The sequence below is a fragment of the Microbacterium sp. CCNWLW41 genome, from assembly GCF_037083505.1.
In genome coordinates this window covers 245,240-268,332 of record NZ_JBAOJP010000003.1, presented here as the reverse complement: position 1 = coordinate 268,332, position 23,093 = coordinate 245,240, and the positions used below count along the sequence as shown (strand labels likewise).

The following is a 23,093-nucleotide window of genomic DNA, read 5'->3' as shown; positions in this document are numbered from 1 at the left end:
GTCTTCCCCCTCCGTCGCGCGCGAGATCAGGCACACGCGCCAGAACAGGCGGGATCGCGCGCGGCACGCCTGATCCGGCGCGTGTGCCTGAATCGGCGCGATCGCGGGTTGCGTCAGAGGGCGAAGAGCGACCCGATGGCGAAGCCGACCGACACGACCCCCATCACCAGCAGCGCCCCCAGGGCGCCGGTGGCGGCGCGGAGGATGAACCCGCGAGTCACGCCGCGCAGGAGCTGGGCGGCGAACGAGAACAGGATGCAGGCGCCGAACCCGATCATGAACCACGTCATCGTCGCGTCGCGCGGGGCGAGTATCCCGACCAGGATCGCGGCGACGGCACCGACCGCCCAGGTCGCGGCCAGGCCCCAGATCGGGCGGGGCGGTGCGAGGGCGGGTTCCGACATGCCCCCATTGTCCCCCATCCCCGCGGCTATCATGGTGCGCACGAAAGGTACCGTGTGGCGCTCCTCCTGGTCTTGACCCCGTCTCCCTCCGCGGAGCCGGTCCTGCCCGCCCTGGAACTGCTGAGCCACCGCGTGCGCACCATCCCCGCCCAGCCCGCGGAACTGGTGACCGCCCCCGAGGCCGACGTCGTCGTCGTGGACGCCCGAGCCGACCTCGTCGCCGCGAAGTCGCTGTGCACGCTCATCCGCGCGACGGGGCTGCGCGCTCCCCTCCTCCTCGTCGTCACCGAGGGCGGCCTGGGCGTCGTCAACGGCGATTGGGGCATCGACGACGTCGTGCTCGCGACGGCGGGGCCCGCCGAGATCGACGCGCGCGTGCGTCTCGTCCTCTCCCGAGGACACGGCCCCGAGGAGCCGGTGCGGGTGCAGGCCTCCGGCGTCACGATCGACGAGCAGTCCTACTCGGCCAAACTCCACGGTCGTCCCCTCGACCTCACCTACAAGGAGTTCCAGCTCCTGCACTTCCTGGCGACGCACCCGTCGCGCGTCTTCACCCGGGAGCAGCTGCTCAGCGAGGTCTGGGGGTACGACTACTTCGGGGGGACCAGGACGGTGGACGTCCACGTGCGGCGCCTGCGGGCGAAGCTCGGCGACCAGGAGCAGATCATCGGCACGGTCCGAAACGTCGGATACCGGTTCAACGTCGAGGAGGAGGGCGAGCAGCGCACCGTGGAGAGCGGCGCCGGCTGAGCCGGAGTCGCCCGGCGTCGCCGCGTTCACTCGCCCGTCACACAGCGGTGATTAGATGTACCCCATGATCGATCCGGTACTGGCAGACTCTGGCCTCGGCGACGCGGAGGACGACGACTTCGACGCGATCCTCGACACCACCGACGACCTCCTCCCCGACGATCGATACCTCGACCGCGAGCTCAGCTGGCTCGCGTTCAACCAGCGGGTGCTGGAGCTGGCCGAGGACGAGACCCTGCCGGTGCTCGAGCGGGCCAACTTCCTCGCGATCTTCGCCAGCAACCTCGACGAGTTCTTCATGGTCCGCGTCGCCGGGCTCAAGCGCCGCATCGTGACGGGGCTGGCCGTGCCGACGAACGTCGGCCGCGCGCCGGCGGACGTCCTCGCGGACATCTCCGCGGAGGCGCACCGCCTGCAGCTGCGTCACGCGGAGGCGTGGACCACGTCGGTCCGCCCGTCCCTCGCCGACGCCGGCATCGAGATCGCCGATTGGGAGGAGCTCAGCAGCGACGAGCAGGCCGGCCTGACGGAGTACTTCCAGTCCAACGTCTTCCCGGTCCTCATGCCGCTGGCCGTCGACCCGGCCCACCCTTTCCCCTACATCTCCGGCCTCTCCCTGAACCTCGCGATCCGGATCCGCAACGCGCGTACCGGGAGGCAGGACTTCGCCCGGCTCAAGGTGCCGCCGATGCTCCCGCGTTTCGTAGAGGTGCGCGGCGGAGGCGGAGGCGGCGCGTTGCGGTTCATCCGCCTGGAGGAGCTGATCGCGAATCACCTCGGAGACCTCTTCCCCGGGATGGAGGTGCTCGACCACCACGCCTTCCGCCTGACCCGCAACGAGGACGTGGAGATCGAGGAGGACGAGTCGGAGAACCTGATCCAGGCGCTGGAGGCGGAGCTGCTGCGGCGCCGTTTCGGCCCGCCGATCCGCCTCGAGATCACGGACGATATGGACGACGTGACCCTCGACCTCCTCCTGAAGGAACTGGACATCACGGACCAGGAGGTCTACCGACTCCCGGTGCCGCTGGATCTGCGCGGCCTCTTCGACCTGTCCAAGATCGACCGGCCCGACCTGCACTACCCGCCGCACCTGCCGACGACGGCCGTGGCGTTCCAGCCAGGGGACAACAACGAGCGCGCCGACATCTTCAAGGCGATCCGCAAGGCGGACGTGCTGGTGCACCACCCGTACGAGTCCTTCGCGACGAGTGTGCAGGCGTTCCTGGAGCAGGCCGCGCGGGACCCGCACGTGCTCGCGATCAAGCAGACCCTCTACCGCACGTCCGGCGACAGCCCCATCGTGCAGGCGCTGATCGACGCAGCCGAGGCCGGCAAGCAGGTCCTCGCCCTCGTCGAGGTGAAGGCGCGCTTCGACGAGGCGAACAACATCGTGTGGGCGCGCAAGCTGGAAAAGGCGGGGGTGCACGTCGTCTACGGGCTCGTCGGTCTCAAGACGCACTGCAAGCTCGCCCTCGTGATCCGCCAGGAGGAGGGCACGCTCCGCCACTACTCGCACGTCGGGACGGGCAACTACAACCCCAAGACGAGCCGGCTCTACGAGGACCTGGGACTGTTCACCGCGGATCCGCAGGTCGGCAAGGACCTCACCCGCCTGTTCAACGAGCTGTCCGGCTACGCGATCGAGAAGAAGTTCAAGCGGCTCCTGGTCGCGCCGCTGCACTTGCGCAAGGGGCTGCTGCGTCATATCGAGAAGGAGCGCCAGCAGGCGTTGGCCGGCAAGCCCGCGCGGATCCGCATCAAGGTCAACTCGATGGTCGACGAGCAGATCATCGACGCCCTGTACCGCGCGAGCATCGCCGGGGTGAAGGTCGAGGTCTGGGTCCGCGGCATCTGCAGCATCCGTACGGATCTGCCGGGCGTGAGCGACAACATCACGGTGCGGAGCATCCTCGGCCGATACCTGGAGCACTCGCGGATCTTCGCGTTCGACAACGACGGAGACCCGCAGGTGTACATCGGCAGCGCCGACATGATGCACCGCAACCTCGACCGACGGGTCGAGGCGCTGGTCCGGGTCGCCGCGCCCGCGCACGTCAAGGAGCTGCTGTCCTTCTTCGACACGGCGATGGCCCCCACGACGTCCTCGTGGCACCTGGGCGAGGGCGGGCTGTGGACGCGCCACTCCGTGGACGCGGACGGCGTGGCGCTGACGGACCTGCAGGATAAGACCATGCTGCAGATCCAGCGTCGTCGCCGCCCGCGGGCGGCCCGATGAGCTCAGCGCGCTCGGAGAGCCACGCCGTCTACGCCGCCGGCGGGCTGGTGTGGCGGATCGTGGACGGGAAGCTGCGCGTCCTGCTCATCCACCGCACCAAGTACCGCGACGTCACCCTCCCGAAGGGCAAGGTGGATCCCGGCGAGATGCTCGCGGAGACCGCCGTCCGGGAGATCTTCGAGGAGACCGGGATCCGCGTCGCGCTCGGCGTGCCGGTGGGCGTGTCCCGGTACCGGATGGCGAACCGCAAGCAGAAGGTCGTGCACTACTGGGCCGCGGAGGCGACCGAAGAGGCGATCCGGGCCTCCGCCTTCGTGCCGAACCGCGAGATCGCGGCGATCGAGTGGATGAGCCTGAAGAAGGCGCGCAAGGCCCTCAGCTATCCCGTCGACGTGGAGATCCTCGATGCGTTCGAGGGGCTCGTGGAGGACGGGATTCGGGAGACCTTCCCCGTGATCGTGCTGCGGCACGCCAAGGCCCAGCCGCGCTCGGACTGGAAGGGGACGGACGCCTCCCGCCCGCTTACCCCGCGGGGCCAGGCGCAAGCGGAGGCGATCGTGGGCCCGCTCCGGGCCTTCGGCGTCCGCAAGATCGTCACGAGCGATGCGGTCCGCTGCCGTCGTACCGTGCGCCCTTTGGCCCGCGCCCTGGGGATCAAGAGCGTCAAGACGGACCTCATCAGCCAGGACGCCTGGGAGGAGGGCCGGGCCGATCCGCGCACGGTCGTCGGCCGACGCGTCCGCGCGGGCAAGCCCGCCGTCCTGTGCAGCCACGGTCCGGTGCTGCCCGATCTGCTGCGCGAGGTCGCCCTCGCGACCGGCACCCCGTCCGGGTCGTACCTCTCCAGCGCCGCCGCGCTGGAGGTGGCGGCGTTCAGCGTCGTCCATCTGTCGGCGACCAACCCGGGCTCCGGGATCATCTCGATCGAGACCCACGCCCCCAAGGCCTGACCCTCCCCGCTCCGCGCACGGTCGATCGTCGGTCAGAGGGTGGCGGCGCCATCCTTGCGGAGCACAGCGCCCTCGATACCCCTCCGCTGAGACGTGCCGGGGACTCCTCGGCGAGCGCCGACCGGCCCCGATCCGTTCACCTTCCGTTTACCCCCGCGGGAGAGTCTCGTTAACCGGCGCTCCTAACGTCACTGTGTGCCCTGCACCGGGCCCCACCCATTCCACGATCGAACGGATCCACAGTGAAGCTCTCCCGAATCGCTCGAATCAGCGCCATCGGCGCCATCGCCGCGCTGGCCCTCGCCGGCTGCGCCGCGAACGAGGCCCCCGCCGGCGGCGACGGCGGCTCCACCACCGCTCCGTCCGACGGCGCGTCCGCGCTCACCGGCAACCTCGTCGGCTCCGGCGCCTCCTCGCAGCAGGTCGCGATCCAGTCCTGGACCGCCGAGTTCCAGAAGACCAACGCCGACGCCACCGTCGAGTACGACCCGGCCGGCTCCGGCGCGGGCCGTGAGTCCTTCCAGCAGGGCGCCGTCAACTTCGCCGGCTCCGACCGCGCGTTCAAGATCGACGAGATCTCGGCCGGCGGCTTCGAGGCCTGCGCCGCCGACTCCGAGATCGTCGAGATCCCGGCCTACATCTCCCCGATCGCCATCGTCTTCTCGCTCGACGGCGTCGACTCGCTGAGCATGGACCCGCAGACGATCGCGGGCATCTTCGCCGGCAAGATCACCAAGTGGAACGACCCGGCCATCGCCGCCACCAACGAGGGCGTCACGCTTCCGGACGAGACCATCTCGCCGGTGCACCGCTCCGACAAGTCCGGCACCACCGGCAACTTCACCGACTACCTCTCGCAGACCGCGGGCGACGTGTGGACGGCGGGCTCCGTCGAGGAGTGGCCGGCCGAGCTCGGCGGCGAGGCCGCGGAGAAGACCTCCGGTGTCGCCAACGCCGTCAAGGGCGGCCAGGGCCTGATCGGCTACATCGACTCCTCCCAGGCCGAGGGCTTCTCCTCGGTGAAGGTCAAGGTCGGCGACGAGTTCGTCGAGCACTCGGCCGCCGGCGCCGCCGCGACGCTGGACGCCTCCAAGATCGAGGAGGGCCGCTCCGAGGGCGACCTGGCGTTCGAGATCGACCGCACCACCACCGCCAAGGGCGCGTACCCCGTGCTCCTGGTCAGCTACCTCATCGGCTGCACGCAGTACGAGGACGAGAACATCGCCGCGCTGACGAAGGCCTTCTTCAGCACCGCGATCAGCGCCGAGGGCCAGGACGCCGCCGCCGCCAACGCCGGCAGCGCCCCGATCTCGGACGACCTGCGCAGCCAGTCGCAGGCCGCGATCGACCTCATCAAGTGAGACGCGGACGGTCTCCGGGATGCGCACGCATCCCGGAGACCGTCCCATGTCCCCCACCTCCCCTGACTCCTCCGGCACGCCCGATCACACCGAACAGGAAGCAGCACCCATGACAGCCTCCCCGGCGCAGGCTCCGCAGCGGATCGTCGCCAAGCGGCGCGCCGGCGACATCTGGTTCTCCGGGACCGCGGTGGCCGCCGGATCCATGATCATGATCACGCTCGCCGCGGTCGCGATCTTCCTCGTCGTCCAGTCGATCCCCGCCTTCAGCGCCACTCCCGAGACCGCATCGGTGCTCCGGGGGAACTTCTGGCAGTACGTCGGCCCGCTGCTGTTCGGGACCGTCTGGGCCGCCTTCCTGGCCCTTCTCATGGCCGTGCCGCTCTCCATCGGCGTCGCCCTCTTCATCACCCACTACGCGCCGCGCCGGCTCGCGCAGGGCCTCGGCTACATCGTCGACCTGCTGGCCGCGGTGCCCTCCGTCGTCTTCGGGCTCTGGGGCATCCTCGTCCTCGCGCCCGCGGCGCAGCCCGTGTACGGCTGGCTCAACGCCCACGCCGGGTGGTTCCCGCTGTTCTCGGGCGAGCTGTCCAAGACCGGGCGCACCATCTTCACCGCGGCGATCGTGCTCGCCGTCATGGTCGTGCCGATCATCACCGCGATCTGCCGCGAGATCTTCCTGCAGACCCCGCGCCTGCACGAGGAGGCCGCCCTGGCGCTCGGGGCCACCCGCTGGGAGATGGTGCGGATGGCCGTGCTGCCGTTCGGCCGCTCCGGCATCGTCTCGGCCTCCATGCTCGGGCTCGGCCGCGCGCTCGGCGAGACGATGGCCGTGGCCATGGTCCTGTCCGTGAGCGGCGCCGTCACCTTCCAGCTCTTCACCTCGACGAACCCGTCCACGATCGCCGCGAACATCGCCCTCACCTTCCCCGAGGCGTACAAGGTGAACATCAACATCCTGATCGCGACGGGCCTCATCCTCTTCATCGTCACCTTCGCGGTGAACGCGATCGCACGCTGGATCGTGAACCGCCGCAAGGAATTCTCGGGAGCGAACTGACATGACCCTCACTGCCCCCGACACCGCCCGCGGGACCCTGGCCCGCACCGCGACCTCGCTGAGCTCCGGACACCTCCCCCGATGGGCCCCCTGGGCGCTGCTGGTCGGCTCCCTGGCGATCGTCGCCGCCCCGTTCGGGATCGCGAGCATCAGCTCGGGCTCCGAGTTCAACCTCGCCGGGACCCTGATCCTCGGCGCGGTCGTCTACCTCGTGCTCATCTACGTCCTCTCCCGCATCGTCGAGGACGGCCGCAAGGCCACCGACCGGCTCATCACCGGCGTCGTGACGGCGGCCTTCGCGATCGCGATGGTGCCGCTGGTCTCCGTGGCCTGGACGGTGGTCGCGAACGGCATCGCCCGCTTCGACGCGGACTTCTTCAGCATGTCGATGCGCGGCGCGATCGGCGAGGGCGGCGGCGGCCTACACGCCATCATGGGCACGCTCCTGGTCACGCTCGCCGCCACGCTCATCTCGGTGCCGATCGGCCTGATGACCGCCGTGTACCTGGTCGAGTACGGCCAGGGCGGGCGGATGGCCCGGGCGATCACGTTCCTCGTGGACGTCATGACCGGCATCCCCTCGATCGTCGCGGGCCTGTTCGCGTACGCCCTGTTCGCACTCATCTTCGGACCCGGCGTGCGGATGGGCATCATGGGATCCGTCGCCCTCGCCGTGCTCATGATCCCCGTCGTCGTGCGCTCCAGCGAGGAGATGCTGCGCCTCGTGCCGAACGAGCTGCGCGAGGCCTCGTACGCCCTCGGCGTGCCGAAGTGGCTGACGATCCTCAAGGTCGTGCTCCCCACCTCCATCGCGGGCATCACGACCGGCGTCATGCTCGCCATCTCGCGCGTCATCGGCGAGACCGCGCCGCTGCTCATCACCGCCGGGTTCACCGACGCGATGAACTACAACCTCTTCAGCGGGCGCATGCAGACGCTGCCGGTCTTCACGTACTCGCAGTACGCCTACCAGGGCATTCCCGCCGAGGCCTACGTCGATCGCGCCTGGGCGTCCGCCCTCACCCTCATCATCATCGTCATGGTGCTGAACCTCATCGCCCGCCTCGTCGCGAAGTTCTTCGCGCCCAAGACCGGCCGCTGAGCCCCGATCCGCCAGCGCCTCCGACTCCCAGAAGGAACACCGTGTCCAAGAGCATCGAAGTCAACAACCTCAACGTCTACTACGGCGACTTCCTCGCGGTCGAGGGCGTGTCCCTCGACATCGAGCCGCGCAGCGTCACCGCGTTCATCGGCCCCTCCGGCTGCGGCAAGTCCACGTTCCTGCGGACGCTGAACCGCATGCACGAGGTCATCCCGGGCGCGCGCGTGGAGGGCGAGGTGCGCCTCGACGGCGAGGACCTGTACGGACCCGGCGTCGACCCCGTGAGCGTCCGCCGCCAGGTGGGCATGGTCTTCCAGCGTCCGAACCCCTTCCCCACCATGTCGATCCGGGAGAACGTCCTCGCCGGCGTGCGTCTGAACAACAAGCGCATCTCCAAGAGCGACGCCGACGCCCTCGTCGAGCGGTCGCTGCAGGGGGCGAACCTCTGGAACGAGGTCAAGGATCGTCTGGACAAGCCCGGTTCCGGCCTCTCCGGCGGCCAGCAGCAGCGTCTGTGCATCGCGCGGGCCATCGCCGTCTCCCCGGACGTGCTCCTCATGGACGAGCCGTGCTCCGCGCTCGACCCGATCTCGACCTACGCGATCGAGGAGCTGATCGGCGAGCTGAAGAACGAGTACACGGTCGTGATCGTGACGCACAACATGCAGCAGGCGTCGCGCGTGAGCGACAAGACGGCGTTCTTCAACATCGCCGGCACCGGCAAGCCCGGCAAGCTCATCGAGTACGACGACACGGCGACCATGTTCACGACGCCGTCCGTGCAGGCCACCGAGGACTACGTCTCCGGTCGCTTCGGCTGATCCGCACCGCTCCTCCGCAGCCCGCGCCCGCGGCCGCGGCCGGCGCCGAGTGGTCAGTTTCTGTGGGTTCAGCGCGCCTGAACCCACAGAAACTGACCACTCGTCGTCTGTCGGCGAGCCGACGCGGGTCAGTCGCGCGGCGAGAGGAGGTACGCGTTGAGCGCGGCGGTGAAGGGGGCGTCGACCGCGAGCGGCCGCCCGTCGATCTCGCGGATCGGCGCGGCCAGCCGGACGCTGGAGACGAGCCAGGCCGCGTCCGCCGCAGCCAGGTCCGCCGCGGGGATCCGGGCGTACTCCGCGGTGAGCCCGAGCCCGGCGAGGTGCTCGTAGACGCTCAGCTGGGTCGTGCCGTGCAGGATCCCGCCGGACGGAGCCGGGGTGACGAAGCGGTCGCCGATGCGCAGGATGAGCGACGCCGTGGGCGCTTCGAGAACGAAACCGTCGCTGCTGAGGAAGATGGCGTCGTCCGCCCCGCGCCGGTGCGCCTCCCGGAGGGCCGCCATGTTCACCGCGTAGGAGAGCGTCTTGGCCCCGAGCAGCAGCCACGGCGCCCGCTCGGCGGCGCCGATGTCGTATCCGCGATCCAGGGTGACGACGCGGACCCCGTGGGTCCGGGGCGCGGAGAAGTCCGCGGCCGGGGTCACGGTCGCCCAGGCCGTCGGCGTCGGCCCGTGCTCCACTCCCCGGCTGAGGATGAGCTTGATCACGGCCTCCCCCGGCGGGCACTCCGCGGCCGCGACCGCGACGGCCTGTCGCCACTGCTCGAGGTTCGGTTCCGGGAGTTCGCACAGCCGCGCGGAGTGGGCGAGGCGCTGCACGTGCGCCTCCGTCTCCTGGGGATGCCCGTCGACGACGCCGATCGACTCGAACACGCCGTCTCCGCGCTGGGTGCTGAGCTCGCCCACGCTCAGCGCGGGCGCCGAGGGATCGGCCGGGGTGAACGAATCGGAGAAGTCCGCGCGCTCCTCGGCGGCGTCGGCGGGGACGATCAGGAGCGCGAAGCGGGTGGCCATGGATCGAGCATAGGCGCGCGGCCGTCTCGGACCGGTCAGCCGTCGTCTCGAGCCGGAGTCGTCGTCTCGATCCGAGAGTCGTCGTCTCGAGCCGAGGTGCCATCGATCGGGTCCGACCGGCGGGAATACTCTCCGGGCCGACGCGTTACACTGTGATGGCCGGGCCGCATAACCCCGGGCTCCAACTTCTGCCGCTGCGAGCGGCCTTCCGCCGAGAGGCGTTCTTGCGGCCCGGCCCTTTCGTATCCACCGTCCTGCATGGACTCGGTGCGACGGCGTGCCGCGTCAACGCGCAGCGCGCGCACGCCGGATCAGGCATTCGCGCGAGTTCAGGCACTCGTGCACACCCCTGGCTTGAACTCGCGCGTCCGCCTGATCCCGCGCGCAGACCGACAGATCCGAGACTCCACCGCCCACCAGCCCGCACGCACGCGCCAGTTCAGGCATACACGCGAGTTCAGGCACTCGTGCGCACTCCTGGCCTGATCCCGTACGTTTGCCTGATCCCGCGCCCAGACCGACAGATCCGAGACTCCACCGCCCACCAGCCCGCACGCACGCGCCAGTTCAGGCATACGCGCGAGATCAGGCACTCGTGCGCACCCCTGGCCTGATCCCGCGCGTTTGCCTGATCCCGCGCGCCCGAGGCAGCCGCGCGCCCGAGGGCCGCGTCACGACGAGGGCAGCGTCAAGAGAAGGCGCCGCGCGAAGGCAGCGTCAGGCCAGCATGCCTTGGCGCCAGGCCCCCGCCGACGCTGCGAGGTCGAGGGCGTAGCCGCTCAGCCGCAGCGCGCGCCGCGTGAGGCTGCCTGCCCGCTCGGGCTCGGTCGCCTCGTAGTCGTCGGCGAGATGCGTCGCGCCGGAGGCCTGGATGCGGCAGAACGCCGCCGCCCGCTCCAGCGCGACGGCGAAGTCCCCGCGGAAGGCGCCGCGGAGGATCGTGTCGATGAGCGCCACGAGCTCCTCCGGCCCGGCGGGGCTCGGCGCGCCGGCCACCACGGCGTCCACCGTGGACAACTCGGTCCGGCCGCGCTCGTAGAGCAGGGCGCTGGTCGCGGGATCGCCGTGGATGGAGGCCTGCAGGACGTACAGTCGCCACAGCGCCCCCGGCAGAGAGCGGGACGTCGCCGTGGACCACAGCTCCGCGATCTCGTCGATGCCGTGGGAATCCGCGTACGCGATCAGCCGTTCCGCGCTGGCCCCGCTGTCGTCGGCGCGCACCCGGGCGAGCAGTGCGGAGGCCGTCGCGTGCGCGATCCGGGTCTTCTCGGCAGGATCGTGCGCGCCGACGAGGTTGTCGAACGACTCGTTGGGGCGGCGAACGGGCCGGTGGAAGTCCTGAGGCACCGATCCAGGGTACGCGCCCGACGACGGGCGTCTGCCGGGAACCGGGGGACGCGGTGCCTCACGACGTGGGGATCGCGACGATCGGATCCGTGGTCGGCGCGCCCGTCGCGGAACCGCCGGCCCGCTCCACCGTGATGGCGAGAAGGTCGCCGTCACGGAAGGCTCCTTCCAGCGCCGCCGTGCCGTCCGGGGCCGACAGGAGTCCCGCGGAGATCGGCTCGTCGCCGCGGACGAACCACAGCTCGTACGCCTTGTCGTCCGGGAGTGCGGCCATGCCGTCCGTCACGAGCACCGCCCGGCCGAGGGAGGAGGACCAGTGCGCCGTCACCGATCCGCCCTGGGCCACCTCCGCCGTGCGTTGGCGGGCGTCCGGGGCCTGCTCGATCTGCTCCAGCGCGACGACGGCGGCCGGACGCAGGATCGCGGGCAGCAGCGTCGCCGCCCCCACGCCGAGGGCAGCGATCAGCGCCACCGATGCCGCGAGCGCGAACAGTCGGCGCGAGCGGCGACGCGGATGACGGGCGGGGCCGACGGCCGGCTCGTCCCCGCCCGCGCCCTGCACCCCGGCCACCGGCCCCCCGACGACAGAGGCGCCGGACGCCGACGGGACGGCGTCCTCGGCGATCCGAGCCAGCAGCGCCCCGCGGACGGCGGGCGGCGGGTCCTCGGAAACGACGCCCATCCCGAGCAGCGCGGCGGTCGCCGTGTCCTCGGCCACGAGCGCCGTCCACTCGGGGTGCTCCCGCGCGGCGCGGAGGAAGCGCTCCTCGTCCGCGGGCGAGAGCGCATGCAGCGCGTGTCCTGCGGAGAGCGCGCGGAACTCCGCCTCGTCCATGTTCTCGGTCATGCGGTCACCCCCAGCTCACTCCTCAGGCGCGACAGCCCGTCGCGCATGCGCGTCTTCACGGTTCCCAGCGGGGTCGCGGTCATCGCGGCGATCTCGCTCTGACTGTAACCGCCGTAGTAGGCGAGGACGAGCGCGTCCCGCTGCGGCTCGGGAAGCTCCCCGAGCGCTGCCACGACCCGTCGTCCTTCGATCCCCAGCTCCGCCTGCTCGGCGACGCTGTCGTACGGGACGCCCAGGTCCCGGATCCCCGCTCTCACGTCCCGGTCGCTGCCCGCCTGCGACGAGCGCACGCGGTCGACCGCGCGGCGGTGGGCGATCGTGAGGATCCAGGATCGTCCCTGTCCCCTGTTCGGAGCGAAGCGCGCTGCGGATTGCCAGATCTCCAGGAAGACCTCCTGGAGCACCTCCTCGCTCTGCGCACGGTTGACCACGACCCGCAGGATGAGACCGAACACGCGGCCGGAGAGCAGATCGTAGAGCTCGGCGAACGCGTCGCGGTCGTCGGCGGCGATGCGCACGAGGAGGTCGGCCACGGCGTCGCGCGCCGTTCCGTCCTCGGGTACGTCGATCCCGTCGATGACCATCTCCCTCAGCATGCCGCATCCTCCGTCATCCCCTCGGAGGCGCTCAGCCGAAGGTGAAGGAATAGACCTGCACGCCCGGAGGGACCTCCACCTCGAGGACCCCGCGACGGCTCTCCCCCGGCGGCACCACGGCGTAGGACCGGGGCGTGCCGGAGACCTCGATCCGCGTCGTGCGCGAGCCGTCCTGCACCGTGATCGTGCCCTCGCCGGCCAGCACCGTGCGCACCTCCGCGGCCCGGAAGTCCAACCGGACCCGCCCCGCCTCCCCCACCGGCGCGGCGAACTGCGTCCGGACGTCCCATCGTCCGTGCAGGGCGAAGGTGTCGTCGGGCTGCGTCGCCGGGAACTCGTGGTCGACAACGCCGGCGCGGTACGGCCCGGGCCCGGCGAAGTTCACGTCCTTGGCCGACCCCAGGAAGGTCTCCCGGGTCGTGGATCCGACCTCGGGGGTCTCGTCGGCCACATCGGTGCGCGGGGGCAGGACCAGGCCGGGGTCCGCTTCGGTCAGAAGCTCGCGGATGTGGTCCTCGGTCGTCGCGTACCCGCCCTCGCCGAACGAGATCTGCCGCACGACGCCCTCCGCGTCGATGAGGTAGTGCGCGGGCCAGTACCGGTTGCGGTAGGCCGTCCAGGTCGACAGCGCGTTGTCGAGGCCCACCGGGTAGTCGATCCCGAACGACTCCGCCCCGGCGGCGACGTTCGCGGGATCCTTCTCGAACGCGTACTCCGGCGAGTGGACGCCGATCACCTGCAGCCCGGCGTCCCGGTAGGCCTCGTCCCAGGCCACGACGTGCGGCAGCGAGCGCTGGCAGTTGATGCAGGAGTATGCCCAGAAGTCGATGAGCACGACACGTCCGCGCAGCGCCGCCAGGTCGACGGCGGCGCCGTCCGGCGTGTTCAGCCACGTCTCGATGCCGCGCAGCGCGGGAGCCGTCCCGCACTCGGCGAGCTCCGTTGACCCCGGGACGCACCGGTCGAGGTCCCGGTTCTCGTCGGTGACCAGCCCGCCGAGCCCGAGCGCCTCCTGCCCGCCCTCCGAGGAGGTCAGCCCCTCCTGGAAGGACGCGGTGTAGTCGGGGATAAGCCGTTGGATCAGCTGCGGAACGTTGAAGACGAGCCCCACGGCGAGCGCGATCATCGCGACCCCGGCGGTGATCCGGAGTCCTCGCTCCCGGGTGCGGAACGCCCGGATGCGCTCGATCAGCCCGCGTCCGGCGAGGGCGAAGGCGAGCAGCGGCACCGCGACCCCCACGGCGAACGACACGGTCAGCAGCACCGTCTCCGGGCCGATCCGACCGGTCGCCCCGGCGACGATGATCGCGGCGAGCACGGGTCCCGCGCACGGGACGAAGACCGTGCCGAGCGCGAGGCCCACGCCGAAGCCGCTCCCCCGGTTCTCGACGTTGCGCCGCGGGATCCACTGGAACGGCTTCTCCAGCAGCCTCTCCACGCCGGGGAAGAGCAGTCCGACCCCGAGGAGCGCGAGCACGACGATCCCGATCCAGCGGATCAGGTCCTGGGGAAGCCCGAGCAGTCCCAGCAGGAGCGAGCCGGCGAGGGTGACCGCGGTGAAGCTCGTCACCAGCCCCGCGATCACGAGGTAGGGCCGTGCGCGGCCCGCCGGTGCGGTCTCCTCCTCGAACCGTGCCGACTGGGCGCCGCCGGTGAGGAAGATGACCGGCAGCACCGGCAGGATGCACGGCGAGATGCCGGTGATGAGCCCGCCGAGCAGACCGATGATGACGACGTCCATGAGTCCCCGTTCCTGTCACGGGCTGTTCGCGGCCGGGCCGGGTTCGGATTGGTCCGGCGCGGCCCTCGGTCCCGACGCGAATCCGCTTCCCATCCGATCCGCCGGCGGCGCCGAACAGCACACGACGCCGCAGGAGAGGCCCGCGGCGCATCACCACCGGAGGTGGAGAGATGTTCAGCACCAAGAAGAAGATCGTCGTGGTGACCGCCCTCGTGTTCGCCGGGGCGCTCACCCTGTCCGGCTGCGCGATGGGATCGTCCGGGTCGTCCGGCTCCGAGACGTCCGAGTCGTCGATGCCCAGCTCCCCCTCGGAGGAGCCCTCGGCGATGCCGTCGATGGCCGACCCGTCGGCGGATCTCGTGGGCCCCGGCTGCGCGGCCTATGCGTCCGAGGTCCCGGACGGCCCGGGATCGGTCCAGGGGATGTCCCAGGATCCCGTGGCCGTGGCCGCGTCGAACAACCCGCTGCTCACCACGCTGGTGTCCGCGGTGAGCGGCCAGCTCAACCCCGACGTGAACCTGGTCGACACCCTCAACGGGGACGAGTTCACCGTGTTCGCACCGGTCGACGACGCGTTCGCGAAGATCGATCCGGCAACCATCGAGGGCCTGAAGACGGACAGCGCCACGCTGACGTCGATCCTCACGTACCACGTCGTCCCCGGACAGATCGCCCCGGACGCGATCCCCGGCACGCACAAGACGGTGCAGGGCGCGGACGTGGAGGTCACCGGCAGCGGAGACGACCTGATGGTGAACGGAGCCTCCGTGATCTGCGGCGGCGTCCAGACCGCCAACGCCACCGTGTACCTCGTGGACTCGGTCCTGATGCCTCCGGCGCAGTGACCGCTGCCCGCGCCTCCGGGGGCGGGCGCGGGCGGCGGCCCCCGGCGCGACGGCGCCGGGGGCCGTCGGCGTGCGCCATAGAATGGTCGCACGGGCCTCTAGCTCAGTTGGCAGAGCATCGGACTTTTAATCCGCGGGTCGTGGGTTCGAGCCCCACGGGGCCCACCGGTCAGGCGGCGGACGGCACGGCGAGCCGCGTCGTGGTGTGGAAGGCGCGGTTCCAGCGCAGGAGCGGCACCCCCTCCTCGGGAGCGCTGCCGCGCGTGACCTCCCCCACGAGCAGCATCTGGTCGTTGACGGGCGTGGTCGAGTGGGTCGTGCACCACAGCGTCACGAGCGCATCGGGAAGGAAGAGCGGTCCCTCCGCGGAGGCGACGGCGCCCGCCTCGCCCAGCGCGTCCAGACGCTCGGCGCGCGTGCCCGGAGAGGTGAGCCGCCGCACCAGGGGCAGGTGGTGCGCGGCGAGCACCGACACCGCCCACGGCGCGCCGGCCGTGATCGCGGGCAACGCGTCGCGATCCTGCCCGACGGAGACGGCGAGGGTGAACGGGTTCACCGACGCCGTGAGCACCGACGCGGCGATGAAGAAGAGATCGTGGTCGTCGCCGCGGGTCGCGACGAGGGTGATGCCGCTGCCGTAACGGGCGAAGCTGTCGTACAGCGAGGGATCGACGGCGCTCACGCCACCACCGCCTCGGCCCGGGCGGCGATGTCCCTGAGCTCCTCCCGGTCCGCGACCTTGATCCGCTCCCGCCCGCGTTCGGCGCCGAGCGCGCGCTCGTGCGCGTCGACCCGCAGCCAGCCGTCCCAGTCGACCGCGGTGACGCCGGCGGCCTCCCGCAGCGGGGGAAGCGGATCCCGGTCCGGCCCGTCGAGCGGGCGCCGCTCGAGATCCGCGACGAGCTGGGAGACGGTCTGCAGCGAGTCGGACTTCGTCGACCCGATCAGCCCCACCGGCCCCCGCTTGATCCAGCCGCTGACGTACAGACCGGGGATCGGCGTCCCGGCGCTGTCCAGCACGCGCCCCTGCTCGTTCGGGATGCGGCGACGCTCGGGATCGAAGGGCACGCCCGGCACCGGGCTCGACGCATACCCCACGGCGCGATACACCTGACCCACCGGGTAGTGGCGCAGCTCCCCCGTGCCTTCGACGGTCCCGTTGACGAGGTGCCGCGTCCGCTCCACCGTGATGCCCTCCACGCGATCGGTCCCGTCCAGCCGCACCGGCGCCTGCATGAAGTGCAGGTGGACGCGCCGCGAGGCCGTGCGCGTCGCCGGATCCCGCTCCGACCACTCCCGAATGGTGCGCGCGACGATCCTCCGCTGGTTCGAGCTCTTCATGAGCTCCTCGCTGGAACGGTCGAAGACCATGTCCGCCGGGTCCACGATCACGTCGACGTCCGCCACCTCGCCGAGCTCGCGCAGCTCCAGCGGCGAGAACGCGGCCTCCGCCGGCCCCCGGCGCGCGAACACGTGCACGTCGGTGATCCGGCTGCGACGCAGACCCTCGTGGACGTGGTCCGGGATCTCGGTGGCGAGCAGGTCGTCGGCGCGCTTGGCGAGCATCCGTGTGACGTCCAGCGCCACGTTGCCCGCACCGATGACGGCCACGTGCTCCGCGTCCAGCGGCCACTCCCGGGCGGTGTCGGGGTGCGCGTCGTACCAGGAGACGAACGCGGACGCGCCGAAGGATCCGGGCAGGTCCACACCCGGGATCGGCAGTGGCGCGTCGTCGTCGGCCCCGGTGGTCAGGATCACGGCGTCATAGGCCGCGCGCAGCCGGTCGATGCCGATGTCCGTGCCGACGTCGACGCCGGCGACGAGCCGGATGTCCCGCCGGTCGAGGACCGCATGGAGCGAGTCGATGATCGCCTTGATGCGGGGGTGGTCGGGGGCGACGCCGTAGCGGACGAGGCCGAACGGCACCGGGAGCCGCTCGAACAGGTCGACACGGGTGGCGAAGGGCTGCTGGCGGAGGATGTCGGCGGTGAACACGCCGGCGGGGCCGGCGCCGACGACGGCGACGTTGAGGGGACGGATCATGCGCGATGGGCTCTCTGGTACGGGGATCGGTGGGGGCCGGCCGGCGTCGTCCTCGTGGGCGCGCGACGACCGGCCCAGGCGGGCGCCCGGATGCGGGCGTCCGCGCGCGGCGGCGGATGGCCGGGCGCGTCAGTTGGCGACGGCGGCGAAGCGCGCCGCGACGTCGGACCAGTTCGCGATCTCCCAGAACGCCTTCACGTAGTCAGCCCGGACGTTCTGGTAGTCCAGGTAGTAGGCGTGCTCCCAGACGTCCAGCTGTAGCAGCGGTGTGACGCCCAGCGGCACGTTGCTCTGCTGATCGAACATCTGGAACACCAGCGGCTTCGCGCCGAGACGGTCCCAGGCGAGCACGGCCCATCCGGAGCCCTGGACGCCGAGGGCCGTCGCGGTGAAGTGCGCCTGGAACTTCTCGAAGGAGCCGAAGGCGTCATCGAGCGCCGCCGCGAGCTCGCCCTCGGGCCGGCCGCCGCCGTCCGGGGACATGTTCTGCCAGAACACCGAGTGGTTCAGGTGCCCGCCGAGGTTGAAGGCCAGGTCCTTCTCCAGCTTGTTCACGGCGGCGAGGTCGCCGCTCTCGCGCGCCTCCTCCAGCTGCTCGAGCGCGGTGTTCGCGCCCGTGACGTACGCCTGGTGGTGCTTGGAGTGGTGCAGCTCCATGATCCGCGCCGAGACGTGCGGCGCGAGGGCGGAGTAGTCGTAGGGCAGCTCGGGCAGTGTGTAGACGGCCATGCGATTCCTTTCCGAAAGGGTCGCATCCACCGTAAAACCTCAAGTGCGCTTGAGGTCAAATCGACCGATCCGCGTCACCGCTCACTCGTCGTCCGCGTCGGCCAAACGGCGCGGCCCCGCCCCGAGAGCGGCGAGCGCATCGCCCGGGTTCAGCAGCGCGCAGGCCTTCATGGACAGGCAGCCGCAGCCGATGCACCCGGTCAGCTCGTGCTCCAGCCGCTCGAGGCGTCGGCGGCGCTCCTCGAGCTGGCGCTTCCACGCCCGCGACGCGCGCTGCCAGTCCTCGTGGCTCGGCGTCCTGTCGAGCGGCACGGCGGCGAACGCCTCCTGGACGTCGGTCAGCGGGATGCCGAGGTTCTTCGCCACCGCGATCAGCGAGACGCGGCGCAGCATGTGCCGCGCGAATCGACGCTGATTGCCCGCGGTGCGCACGGACGCGATGAGCCCGAGGTCCTCGTAGTAGCGCAGCGCCGACACGGCGACACCCGTGCGCGCGCTCATCTCCCCGATCGTCAGCAGCTCCTCCGGCTCGTGCGCGGCAACCACGGGTCCTCCTTCGATTTGACCTCAAGTGCACTTGAGATCTTACGGTGAAGGACCGGACGAGAAGGAGGGCGGGAGCACCCATGACCTACGTGATCGCGCTGCCGTGCGTGGACCTGAAGGACCGCGCGTGCATCGACGAGTGCCCCGTGGACTGCATCTACGAGGGCGAGCGCTCCCTCTACATCCACCCGGACGAGTGCGTGGACTGCGGGGCGTGCGAGCCCGTGTGCCCGGTCGAGGCCATCTTCTACGAGGACGATCTCCCTGACGAATGGCAGGACTACTACAAGGCGAACGTCGAGTTCTTCGACGAGATCGGATCCCCCGGCGGGGCCGCGCGGACCGGCCCGCTCCCGTACGACCACCCGCTGATCGCCGCCCTGCCCCCGCAGGAGCACAACGAGGACTGAGGTGGCACCGGGCCCGCGTCAGACCCGGCGGGCCCGATGCCGACGGACGGCGTCCCGATTGGCGCAGCGGACCGAGCAGTAGCGCTGCCGACCGTTGCGGGTGATGTCCACGATGACGTTGGTGCAGGGATCGGCCGCGCATCGACCGAGCCGGTGCATGCCTCGCGTGGCCAGATGCAGCGCCGTCCCCACGGCGATGACGGCGCGCAGCACGTACGGCAGGGCGTCGTCCGGATCCCGGTAGTGCAGGTGCCAGCCTTCGCCGTCGTGGTCGGTGAGGTGCGGATGCGCGGCGGCCTCGGCCATCATCCGGTTCAGGAGGACGGCGCGATCCGCCGGGTCCTCGGCGTCGACGACCCGCAGCCACTCGTCGATCACGGCGCGCGTGCGCTCATGGTCGTCCGGGGCGGCCCGGAAGACCATGGTCATGCCGAACCGCCGCGTGCGCGCCTCGATCCCTGCGCGGTCCGCGGGCCAGTCGTCCGCCAGCGACGCGGCCAGGAGCGTCGCGTACTCACCGTAAGGGTTGAGATGCATAAGCCCATTACATCATCCTGGGCTCATGTCCGCTCCCGCCACGCGTCCCGTCCCTCTGCCGGCCCCCGTCGAGCGCACCGCCGCCCGGCACGAGCACGGGTGGATCTCCGAGTCCCGCCATCCCACCTCGGAGGGCGTGATCGTGTACGTGCGCTGCGCCGCCTGCGGCACCCGACGGGTCGATCTCGTCCCCACGCCGGCCCTGCCCCCGCTCGCCGTGAGCCGGGGCATCGGCGCGCCCGCCGACACCCCGCCTCCGCGCACGCCCGCGGCGCCCGGCCGCTGACGACCGGACCCGCGGGTCGTGCGCACCGCCGCCTCAGACCGCCGGGACCGCTGCGGACGCTCGCGCCGCCGCGGCCATCACCGCCGCGAGGGAGGCCCCGAGCGTGGAGGCGTGCACGCCCGCCGCCCACGCGACCTCGTCGCCGCGGCGATACTCGAGCATCGTGAGCGCCTGCGCATCGCTCCCCCGGTCGAGGCTCGTCTGGTGCAGGCTCAGCACGTCGACCGGGATGCCGCGCTCCGCCAGCGCCGCCACGAGTGCCTCGACCGGCCCGATGTCGTCGAACACCGAGTCGGCCCGGCCGCCGTCCGCCTCCAGCATCACCCGGGTGCGCGAGCGCCCGTCCTCCTCCGCCACGTCGAACCCGGCGAGCGCGACCGCTGAGGCGGGCGAGGCGAGGTATGCCGTCGTGAAGATGTCCCACAGGGCCGCCGCGGAGATCTCGTCCCCGGCCTCGTCCGCGTGCTCCTGCACGTGCCGGGCGAAGTCGATCTGGAGGCGGCGGGGCAGCTCGACGCCGTACTCGCTCTCCAGCAGGTACGCGATCCCGCCCTTGCCGGACTGCGAGTTCACGCGGATCACCGCGTCGTAGCTGCGCCCGATGTCCGCCGGGTCGATCGGCAGGTAGGGCACCCGCCAGGCGATCTCCCGCTCCGCGACGCCGGTCGAGCGCGCCCGCTCCCGGTGCTCCGCGAAGCCCTTCCGGATCGCATCCTGGTGCGTGCCGCTGAAGGCGGTGTGGACGAGGTCGCCGACGTACGGATGGCGCGGATGGACCTCGATGCGGTTGCTGTGCTCGACGACCCTGCGGATCTCGTCGATGTCGGAGAAGTCGATCATCGGATCGACGCCCTGGGCGTGGAGGTTCAGCGCGAGCGTCACCAGGTCGACGTTGCCGGTGCGCTCACCGTTGCCGAACAGGCACCCCTCGACGCGCTGGGCGCCGGCGAGGACCGCGAGCTCCGCGCAGGCGACGCCGGTCCCGCGGTCGTTGTGCGGGTGCACGGACAGGATGACGCCGTCGCGACGCGCCACGCTGCGGTGCATGTGCTCGATCTGGTCCGCGTAGACGTTCGGCGTCGCGATCTCGACGGTGGCCGGCAGGTTCAGGATCACCGGACGGTCCGGCGACGCCTCCCACAGCGCGGTCACCGCGTCGCACACCTCGATCGCGAAGTCCGGCTCGGTGAGGTTGAAGACCTCGGGCGAGAACTCGTACCGGACGTTCGCCAGGGAAGCCGTGCGGTCACGGACCTCCCGGGCGCCGTCGAGGATGAGCCGCAGCAGCTCTTCTCGATCCCGCCCCAGCACGACGTCGCGCCAGACGGGGGCGGTCGCGGTGTACATGTGGATGACGACCTCGTTGCGGATCCCACGGATCGATTCGACGGTCTTCGCGATGAGGTCGGCCCGCGCCGGCGTGAACACGACGATGGTCACGTCGTCGGGCGCGAGCGGCTGTTCGGCGAGCAGCCGCACGAAGTCGTGGTCGGTGCGGCTCGCCGACGGGTAGCCGACCTCGATCTCCTTGTACCCCATGGCGACCATGAGCTCGAAGAAGCGTCGCTTGCGGAGGGGATCCATCGGCTCGGCGAGGGCCTGGTTGCCGTCGCGGAGGTCGACGGGCACCCACAGCGGCGCGCGCTCCAGCCGACGGTCGGGCCAGGTCCGCTCGACGAGCGGGACCTCCACACGGGAGTGCACGTCGGCGTAGCGGTGCGACGGCATTTGGGAGTGACGCTGACGGTTCCAGGCCGGAGCGTCGGCGGGGCGGGGGCCACGCGGGGTCGAGAGGGTGGGATGAGGCATGTCCGGGTCCTTCTGGTCGGGATCGATGAGACGACCGGCACACGTCGAACCCCCACGGAGGGGGTCCGGTCGATCAGGCCCCGCCGTGGCAGCGAAGGAGGAGGATGCCCGCGAGCATGGCTAGAATGTAGCACAACTCCTCAGACAAGCAGATAGGAATGACATGAGACAGGTCGTCCGGGGCACTCTCGCGGATCAGGCAGCGGCCCTCCTGCTCGATCGGATCCGCGCCGGCGAGTGGGCTCTGGGCGCGCGTCTTCCCGGAGAGACGACCCTGGGCCCGCAGCTCGGGGTCGGACGCTCCACGGTGCGGGAGGCGATCCGCCAGCTCGCGGGTCGCGGGGTCCTCGTGAGCCGGCAGGGGGCCGGCGTGTTCGTCGCGGCCCTGGACGCCGCGGAGGACTGGGATGCGGTGCTGCAGCGCGCCGACATCCTCTCGGTCATCGAGGCGCGCGTCGCCATCGAGTCCGAGGCGGCCGCGCTCGCCGCCGTGCGTCGCACTCCCGCGGATCTCCGTGCGATCCGGCGGGCGCTGGGCGCCCGTGCCGGGGAGCACGCGTCGATCGAGTCCTCCGTGGATGCGGACATGGCGTTCCACCGCAGCATCGTCGCCGCGGCGCACAACCCGATCCTCGGCGAGATGTTCGACGGCTTCACGCCGCGCCTGCGCCCCGCCATGGTCGACATGCTGCGGATCCGCGGCGCCCACGACACGGAGGCCGACCACCGGGCGCACGAGGAGCTCGCCGCGAGCATCGCCGACCGGGACGCGACGGAGGCGGCGCGGCGCAGTCGTGCGCACCTGACCGGTCTCGCGGAGGCCCTCGCATGAGCACGGCCCTCGGATCCGTTTCCCCCGCCGACCGCGTCCTGGAGCTGCGCGGCGTCGTCTTCCGACGCGACGGCAACACCATCCTGCACGGCATCGACCTCGCCGTGCACCGGGGCGAGCACTGGGCGCTGCTCGGGCCCAACGGCGCGGGCAAGAGCACGATCCTCGGCTTCTGCGGGGCGCGCACGCATCCCAGCTCCGGCACCGTGGATGTCCTGGGCCGACGGCTGGGGCGCGTGGACCTGCAGGAGCTGCGGCGCGAGATCGGCCACGTGGACCCGCGCCACCCGCTGCGCAGCCCGCTGACCGTCGAGGACGTGGTCCTGACGGGGATCACCGGGACCGTGGAGACGCCGATGCGCTGGGTCGCCACCGACGCGCAGCGTGCCCGCGCCGCGAGGGAGATCGACGGGGTCGGGCTGTCCCACCGCCGACGCACCGCCTGGCCGCTGCTGTCCCAGGGCGAGCGGGGACGAGCGCTGATCGCCCGCGCCCTCATCGCCGACCCGCGTCTGCTCCTCCTGGACGAGCCCACGACCGGGCTGGACGTCGCCGCGCGCGAGCAGTTCCTGGAGACCGTGGACGATCTCGGACGCCGCGAGCCCGGCCTCGCGACGATCCTCGTCACCCACCACCTGGAGGAGCTCCCGGAGAGCACCACGCACGCGATGGTCGTCGCCGAGGGCCGGGTGGTCGCGGCGGGTGCGGTCGAAGACGTGGTGACGACCGAGACCATCTCCGCGGCCTTCGCCCATCCGATCGCGGTGAGCCGCGAGGACCACCGCTGGTCCGCCCGCGCGGTCCGGGCCGTCCCGGTCTGAAACG

General features: G+C 71.3%; 24 protein-coding genes and 1 tRNA gene. 13 read left to right on the top strand and 12 right to left on the bottom strand.

From position 1 onward, the window contains the following. Nucleotides 1-113: 113 nt before the first annotated feature. Nucleotides 114-404, bottom strand: coding sequence for a hypothetical protein (locus V6R91_RS12945; protein WP_336395666.1), 291 nt, complete (start codon nucleotides 402-404; stop codon nucleotides 114-116). A gap of 54 nt (nucleotides 405-458) precedes the next feature. On the opposite strand from V6R91_RS12945, the gene V6R91_RS12940 reads away from it, so the two are divergent. From V6R91_RS12940 to pstB, 7 genes are all read left to right on the top strand, one after another. Continuing rightward, on the top strand, nucleotides 459-1,154 hold the full coding sequence (locus tag V6R91_RS12940) for a winged helix-turn-helix transcriptional regulator (RefSeq protein ID WP_336395665.1): 696 nt from the start codon (nucleotides 459-461) through the stop codon (nucleotides 1,152-1,154). A 64-nt stretch (nucleotides 1,155-1,218) separates the two neighbouring features. Continuing rightward, on the top strand, nucleotides 1,219-3,393 hold the full coding sequence (locus V6R91_RS12935; protein WP_336395664.1) for an RNA degradosome polyphosphate kinase: 2,175 nt from the start codon (nucleotides 1,219-1,221) through the stop codon (nucleotides 3,391-3,393). After that, nucleotides 3,390-4,343, top strand: coding sequence for an NUDIX hydrolase (locus tag V6R91_RS12930; RefSeq protein ID WP_271062657.1), 954 nt, complete (start codon nucleotides 3,390-3,392; stop codon nucleotides 4,341-4,343). The genes V6R91_RS12935 and V6R91_RS12930 overlap by 4 nt, the downstream gene beginning before the upstream one ends. Nucleotides 4,344-4,585: 242 nt before the next feature. After that, the gene (gene pstS, locus V6R91_RS12925; RefSeq protein WP_336395663.1) at nucleotides 4,586-5,704 is read left to right on the top strand and encodes a phosphate ABC transporter substrate-binding protein PstS; all 1,119 of its coding nucleotides are present in this window, start codon (nucleotides 4,586-4,588) and stop codon (nucleotides 5,702-5,704) included. 109 nt (nucleotides 5,705-5,813) lie between these two features. Continuing rightward, entirely contained in the window at nucleotides 5,814-6,764 is a 951-nt protein-coding gene (gene pstC, locus V6R91_RS12920) for a phosphate ABC transporter permease subunit PstC (RefSeq protein ID WP_067249350.1), read from the top strand. Nucleotide 6,765: 1 nt separating this feature from the next. Next, nucleotides 6,766-7,866, top strand: coding sequence for a phosphate ABC transporter permease PstA (gene pstA, locus V6R91_RS12915; RefSeq protein WP_067249348.1), 1,101 nt, complete (start codon nucleotides 6,766-6,768; stop codon nucleotides 7,864-7,866). A 41-nt stretch (nucleotides 7,867-7,907) separates the two neighbouring features. After that, the gene (pstB, locus tag V6R91_RS12910) at nucleotides 7,908-8,687 is read left to right on the top strand and encodes a phosphate ABC transporter ATP-binding protein PstB (RefSeq protein ID WP_219084861.1); all 780 of its coding nucleotides are present in this window, start codon (nucleotides 7,908-7,910) and stop codon (nucleotides 8,685-8,687) included. Between the two features lie 128 nt (nucleotides 8,688-8,815). On the opposite strand, the gene V6R91_RS12905 is transcribed toward pstB, so the two are convergent. The 5 genes from V6R91_RS12905 to V6R91_RS12885 form a co-directional block, all read right to left on the bottom strand. After that, nucleotides 8,816-9,700 carry an aminodeoxychorismate lyase gene (locus V6R91_RS12905; RefSeq protein ID WP_336395662.1) on the bottom strand — a complete coding sequence of 295 codons (885 nt, stop codon included), beginning with the start codon at nucleotides 9,698-9,700 and terminating at the stop codon, nucleotides 8,816-8,818. A 717-nt stretch (nucleotides 9,701-10,417) separates the two neighbouring features. Next, nucleotides 10,418-11,047, bottom strand: coding sequence for a DNA-directed RNA polymerase subunit beta (locus V6R91_RS12900; protein ID WP_336395661.1), 630 nt, complete (start codon nucleotides 11,045-11,047; stop codon nucleotides 10,418-10,420). 58 nt (nucleotides 11,048-11,105) lie between these two features. Then, nucleotides 11,106-11,894, bottom strand: coding sequence for an anti-sigma factor (locus V6R91_RS12895; protein ID WP_336395660.1), 789 nt, complete (start codon nucleotides 11,892-11,894; stop codon nucleotides 11,106-11,108). Beyond that, the gene (gene sigK, locus V6R91_RS12890; protein ID WP_231820252.1) at nucleotides 11,891-12,490 is read right to left on the bottom strand and encodes an ECF RNA polymerase sigma factor SigK; all 600 of its coding nucleotides are present in this window, start codon (nucleotides 12,488-12,490) and stop codon (nucleotides 11,891-11,893) included. Before sigK ends, V6R91_RS12895 begins: the two co-directional genes overlap by 4 nt. A 31-nt stretch (nucleotides 12,491-12,521) precedes the next feature. Continuing rightward, nucleotides 12,522-14,231, bottom strand: coding sequence for a cytochrome c biogenesis protein CcdA (locus V6R91_RS12885; protein ID WP_336395659.1), 1,710 nt, complete (start codon nucleotides 14,229-14,231; stop codon nucleotides 12,522-12,524). Nucleotides 14,232-14,401: 170 nt separating this feature from the next. On the opposite strand from V6R91_RS12885, the gene V6R91_RS12880 reads away from it, so the two are divergent. Beyond that, nucleotides 14,402-15,076 carry a fasciclin domain-containing protein gene (locus V6R91_RS12880; RefSeq protein WP_336395658.1) on the top strand — a complete coding sequence of 225 codons (675 nt, stop codon included), beginning with the start codon at nucleotides 14,402-14,404 and terminating at the stop codon, nucleotides 15,074-15,076. 92 nt (nucleotides 15,077-15,168) lie between these two features. Then, nucleotides 15,169-15,241 (top strand) — tRNA-Lys (locus tag V6R91_RS12875). A 4-nt stretch (nucleotides 15,242-15,245) separates the two neighbouring features. Here the strand turns inward: V6R91_RS12875 and V6R91_RS12870 are convergent. The 4 genes from V6R91_RS12870 to soxR form a co-directional block, all read right to left on the bottom strand. Then, the gene (locus V6R91_RS12870) at nucleotides 15,246-15,758 is read right to left on the bottom strand and encodes a flavin reductase family protein (protein ID WP_271061429.1); all 513 of its coding nucleotides are present in this window, start codon (nucleotides 15,756-15,758) and stop codon (nucleotides 15,246-15,248) included. Next, a complete protein-coding gene (locus V6R91_RS12865) occupies nucleotides 15,755-17,119 on the bottom strand; it encodes an FAD-dependent oxidoreductase (protein ID WP_336395657.1) in 1,365 nt (454 codons plus the stop codon). The genes V6R91_RS12870 and V6R91_RS12865 overlap by 4 nt, the downstream gene beginning before the upstream one ends. Nucleotides 17,120-17,248: 129 nt before the next feature. Further along, nucleotides 17,249-17,848, bottom strand: coding sequence for a superoxide dismutase (locus V6R91_RS12860; protein ID WP_067249201.1), 600 nt, complete (start codon nucleotides 17,846-17,848; stop codon nucleotides 17,249-17,251). 81 nt (nucleotides 17,849-17,929) lie between these two features. Further along, on the bottom strand, nucleotides 17,930-18,394 hold the full coding sequence (gene soxR, locus V6R91_RS12855) for a redox-sensitive transcriptional activator SoxR (RefSeq protein WP_255218178.1): 465 nt from the start codon (nucleotides 18,392-18,394) through the stop codon (nucleotides 17,930-17,932). Nucleotides 18,395-18,474: 80 nt separating this feature from the next. Between soxR and fdxA the strand changes: the two genes are divergently transcribed. Continuing rightward, a complete protein-coding gene (gene fdxA, locus V6R91_RS12850; RefSeq protein WP_336395656.1) occupies nucleotides 18,475-18,804 on the top strand; it encodes a ferredoxin in 330 nt (109 codons plus the stop codon). 18 nt (nucleotides 18,805-18,822) lie between these two features. On the opposite strand, the gene V6R91_RS12845 is transcribed toward fdxA, so the two are convergent. Continuing rightward, nucleotides 18,823-19,341 carry a CGNR zinc finger domain-containing protein gene (locus V6R91_RS12845; protein ID WP_271061431.1) on the bottom strand — a complete coding sequence of 173 codons (519 nt, stop codon included), beginning with the start codon at nucleotides 19,339-19,341 and terminating at the stop codon, nucleotides 18,823-18,825. Nucleotides 19,342-19,366: 25 nt separating this feature from the next. On the opposite strand from V6R91_RS12845, the gene V6R91_RS12840 reads away from it, so the two are divergent. Beyond that, complete coding sequence (locus V6R91_RS12840) at nucleotides 19,367-19,627, top strand: hypothetical protein (protein WP_271061432.1); 261 nt, start codon at nucleotides 19,367-19,369, stop codon at nucleotides 19,625-19,627. Nucleotides 19,628-19,660: 33 nt separating this feature from the next. Here V6R91_RS12840 and V6R91_RS12835 read toward each other — a convergent pair whose 3' ends face one another. Further along, on the bottom strand, nucleotides 19,661-21,436 hold the full coding sequence (locus V6R91_RS12835; RefSeq protein WP_336395655.1) for a 2-isopropylmalate synthase: 1,776 nt from the start codon (nucleotides 21,434-21,436) through the stop codon (nucleotides 19,661-19,663). Between the two features lie 163 nt (nucleotides 21,437-21,599). On the opposite strand from V6R91_RS12835, the gene V6R91_RS12830 reads away from it, so the two are divergent. Next, complete coding sequence (locus V6R91_RS12830; protein ID WP_336395654.1) at nucleotides 21,600-22,268, top strand: FadR/GntR family transcriptional regulator; 669 nt, start codon at nucleotides 21,600-21,602, stop codon at nucleotides 22,266-22,268. Continuing rightward, nucleotides 22,265-23,089 (top strand): ABC transporter ATP-binding protein, encoded by an 825-nt coding sequence (locus tag V6R91_RS12825; protein ID WP_271061434.1) that lies wholly within the window; start codon nucleotides 22,265-22,267, stop codon nucleotides 23,087-23,089. The genes V6R91_RS12830 and V6R91_RS12825 overlap by 4 nt, the downstream gene beginning before the upstream one ends. The last annotated feature ends 4 nt before the right edge of the window (nucleotides 23,090-23,093 follow it).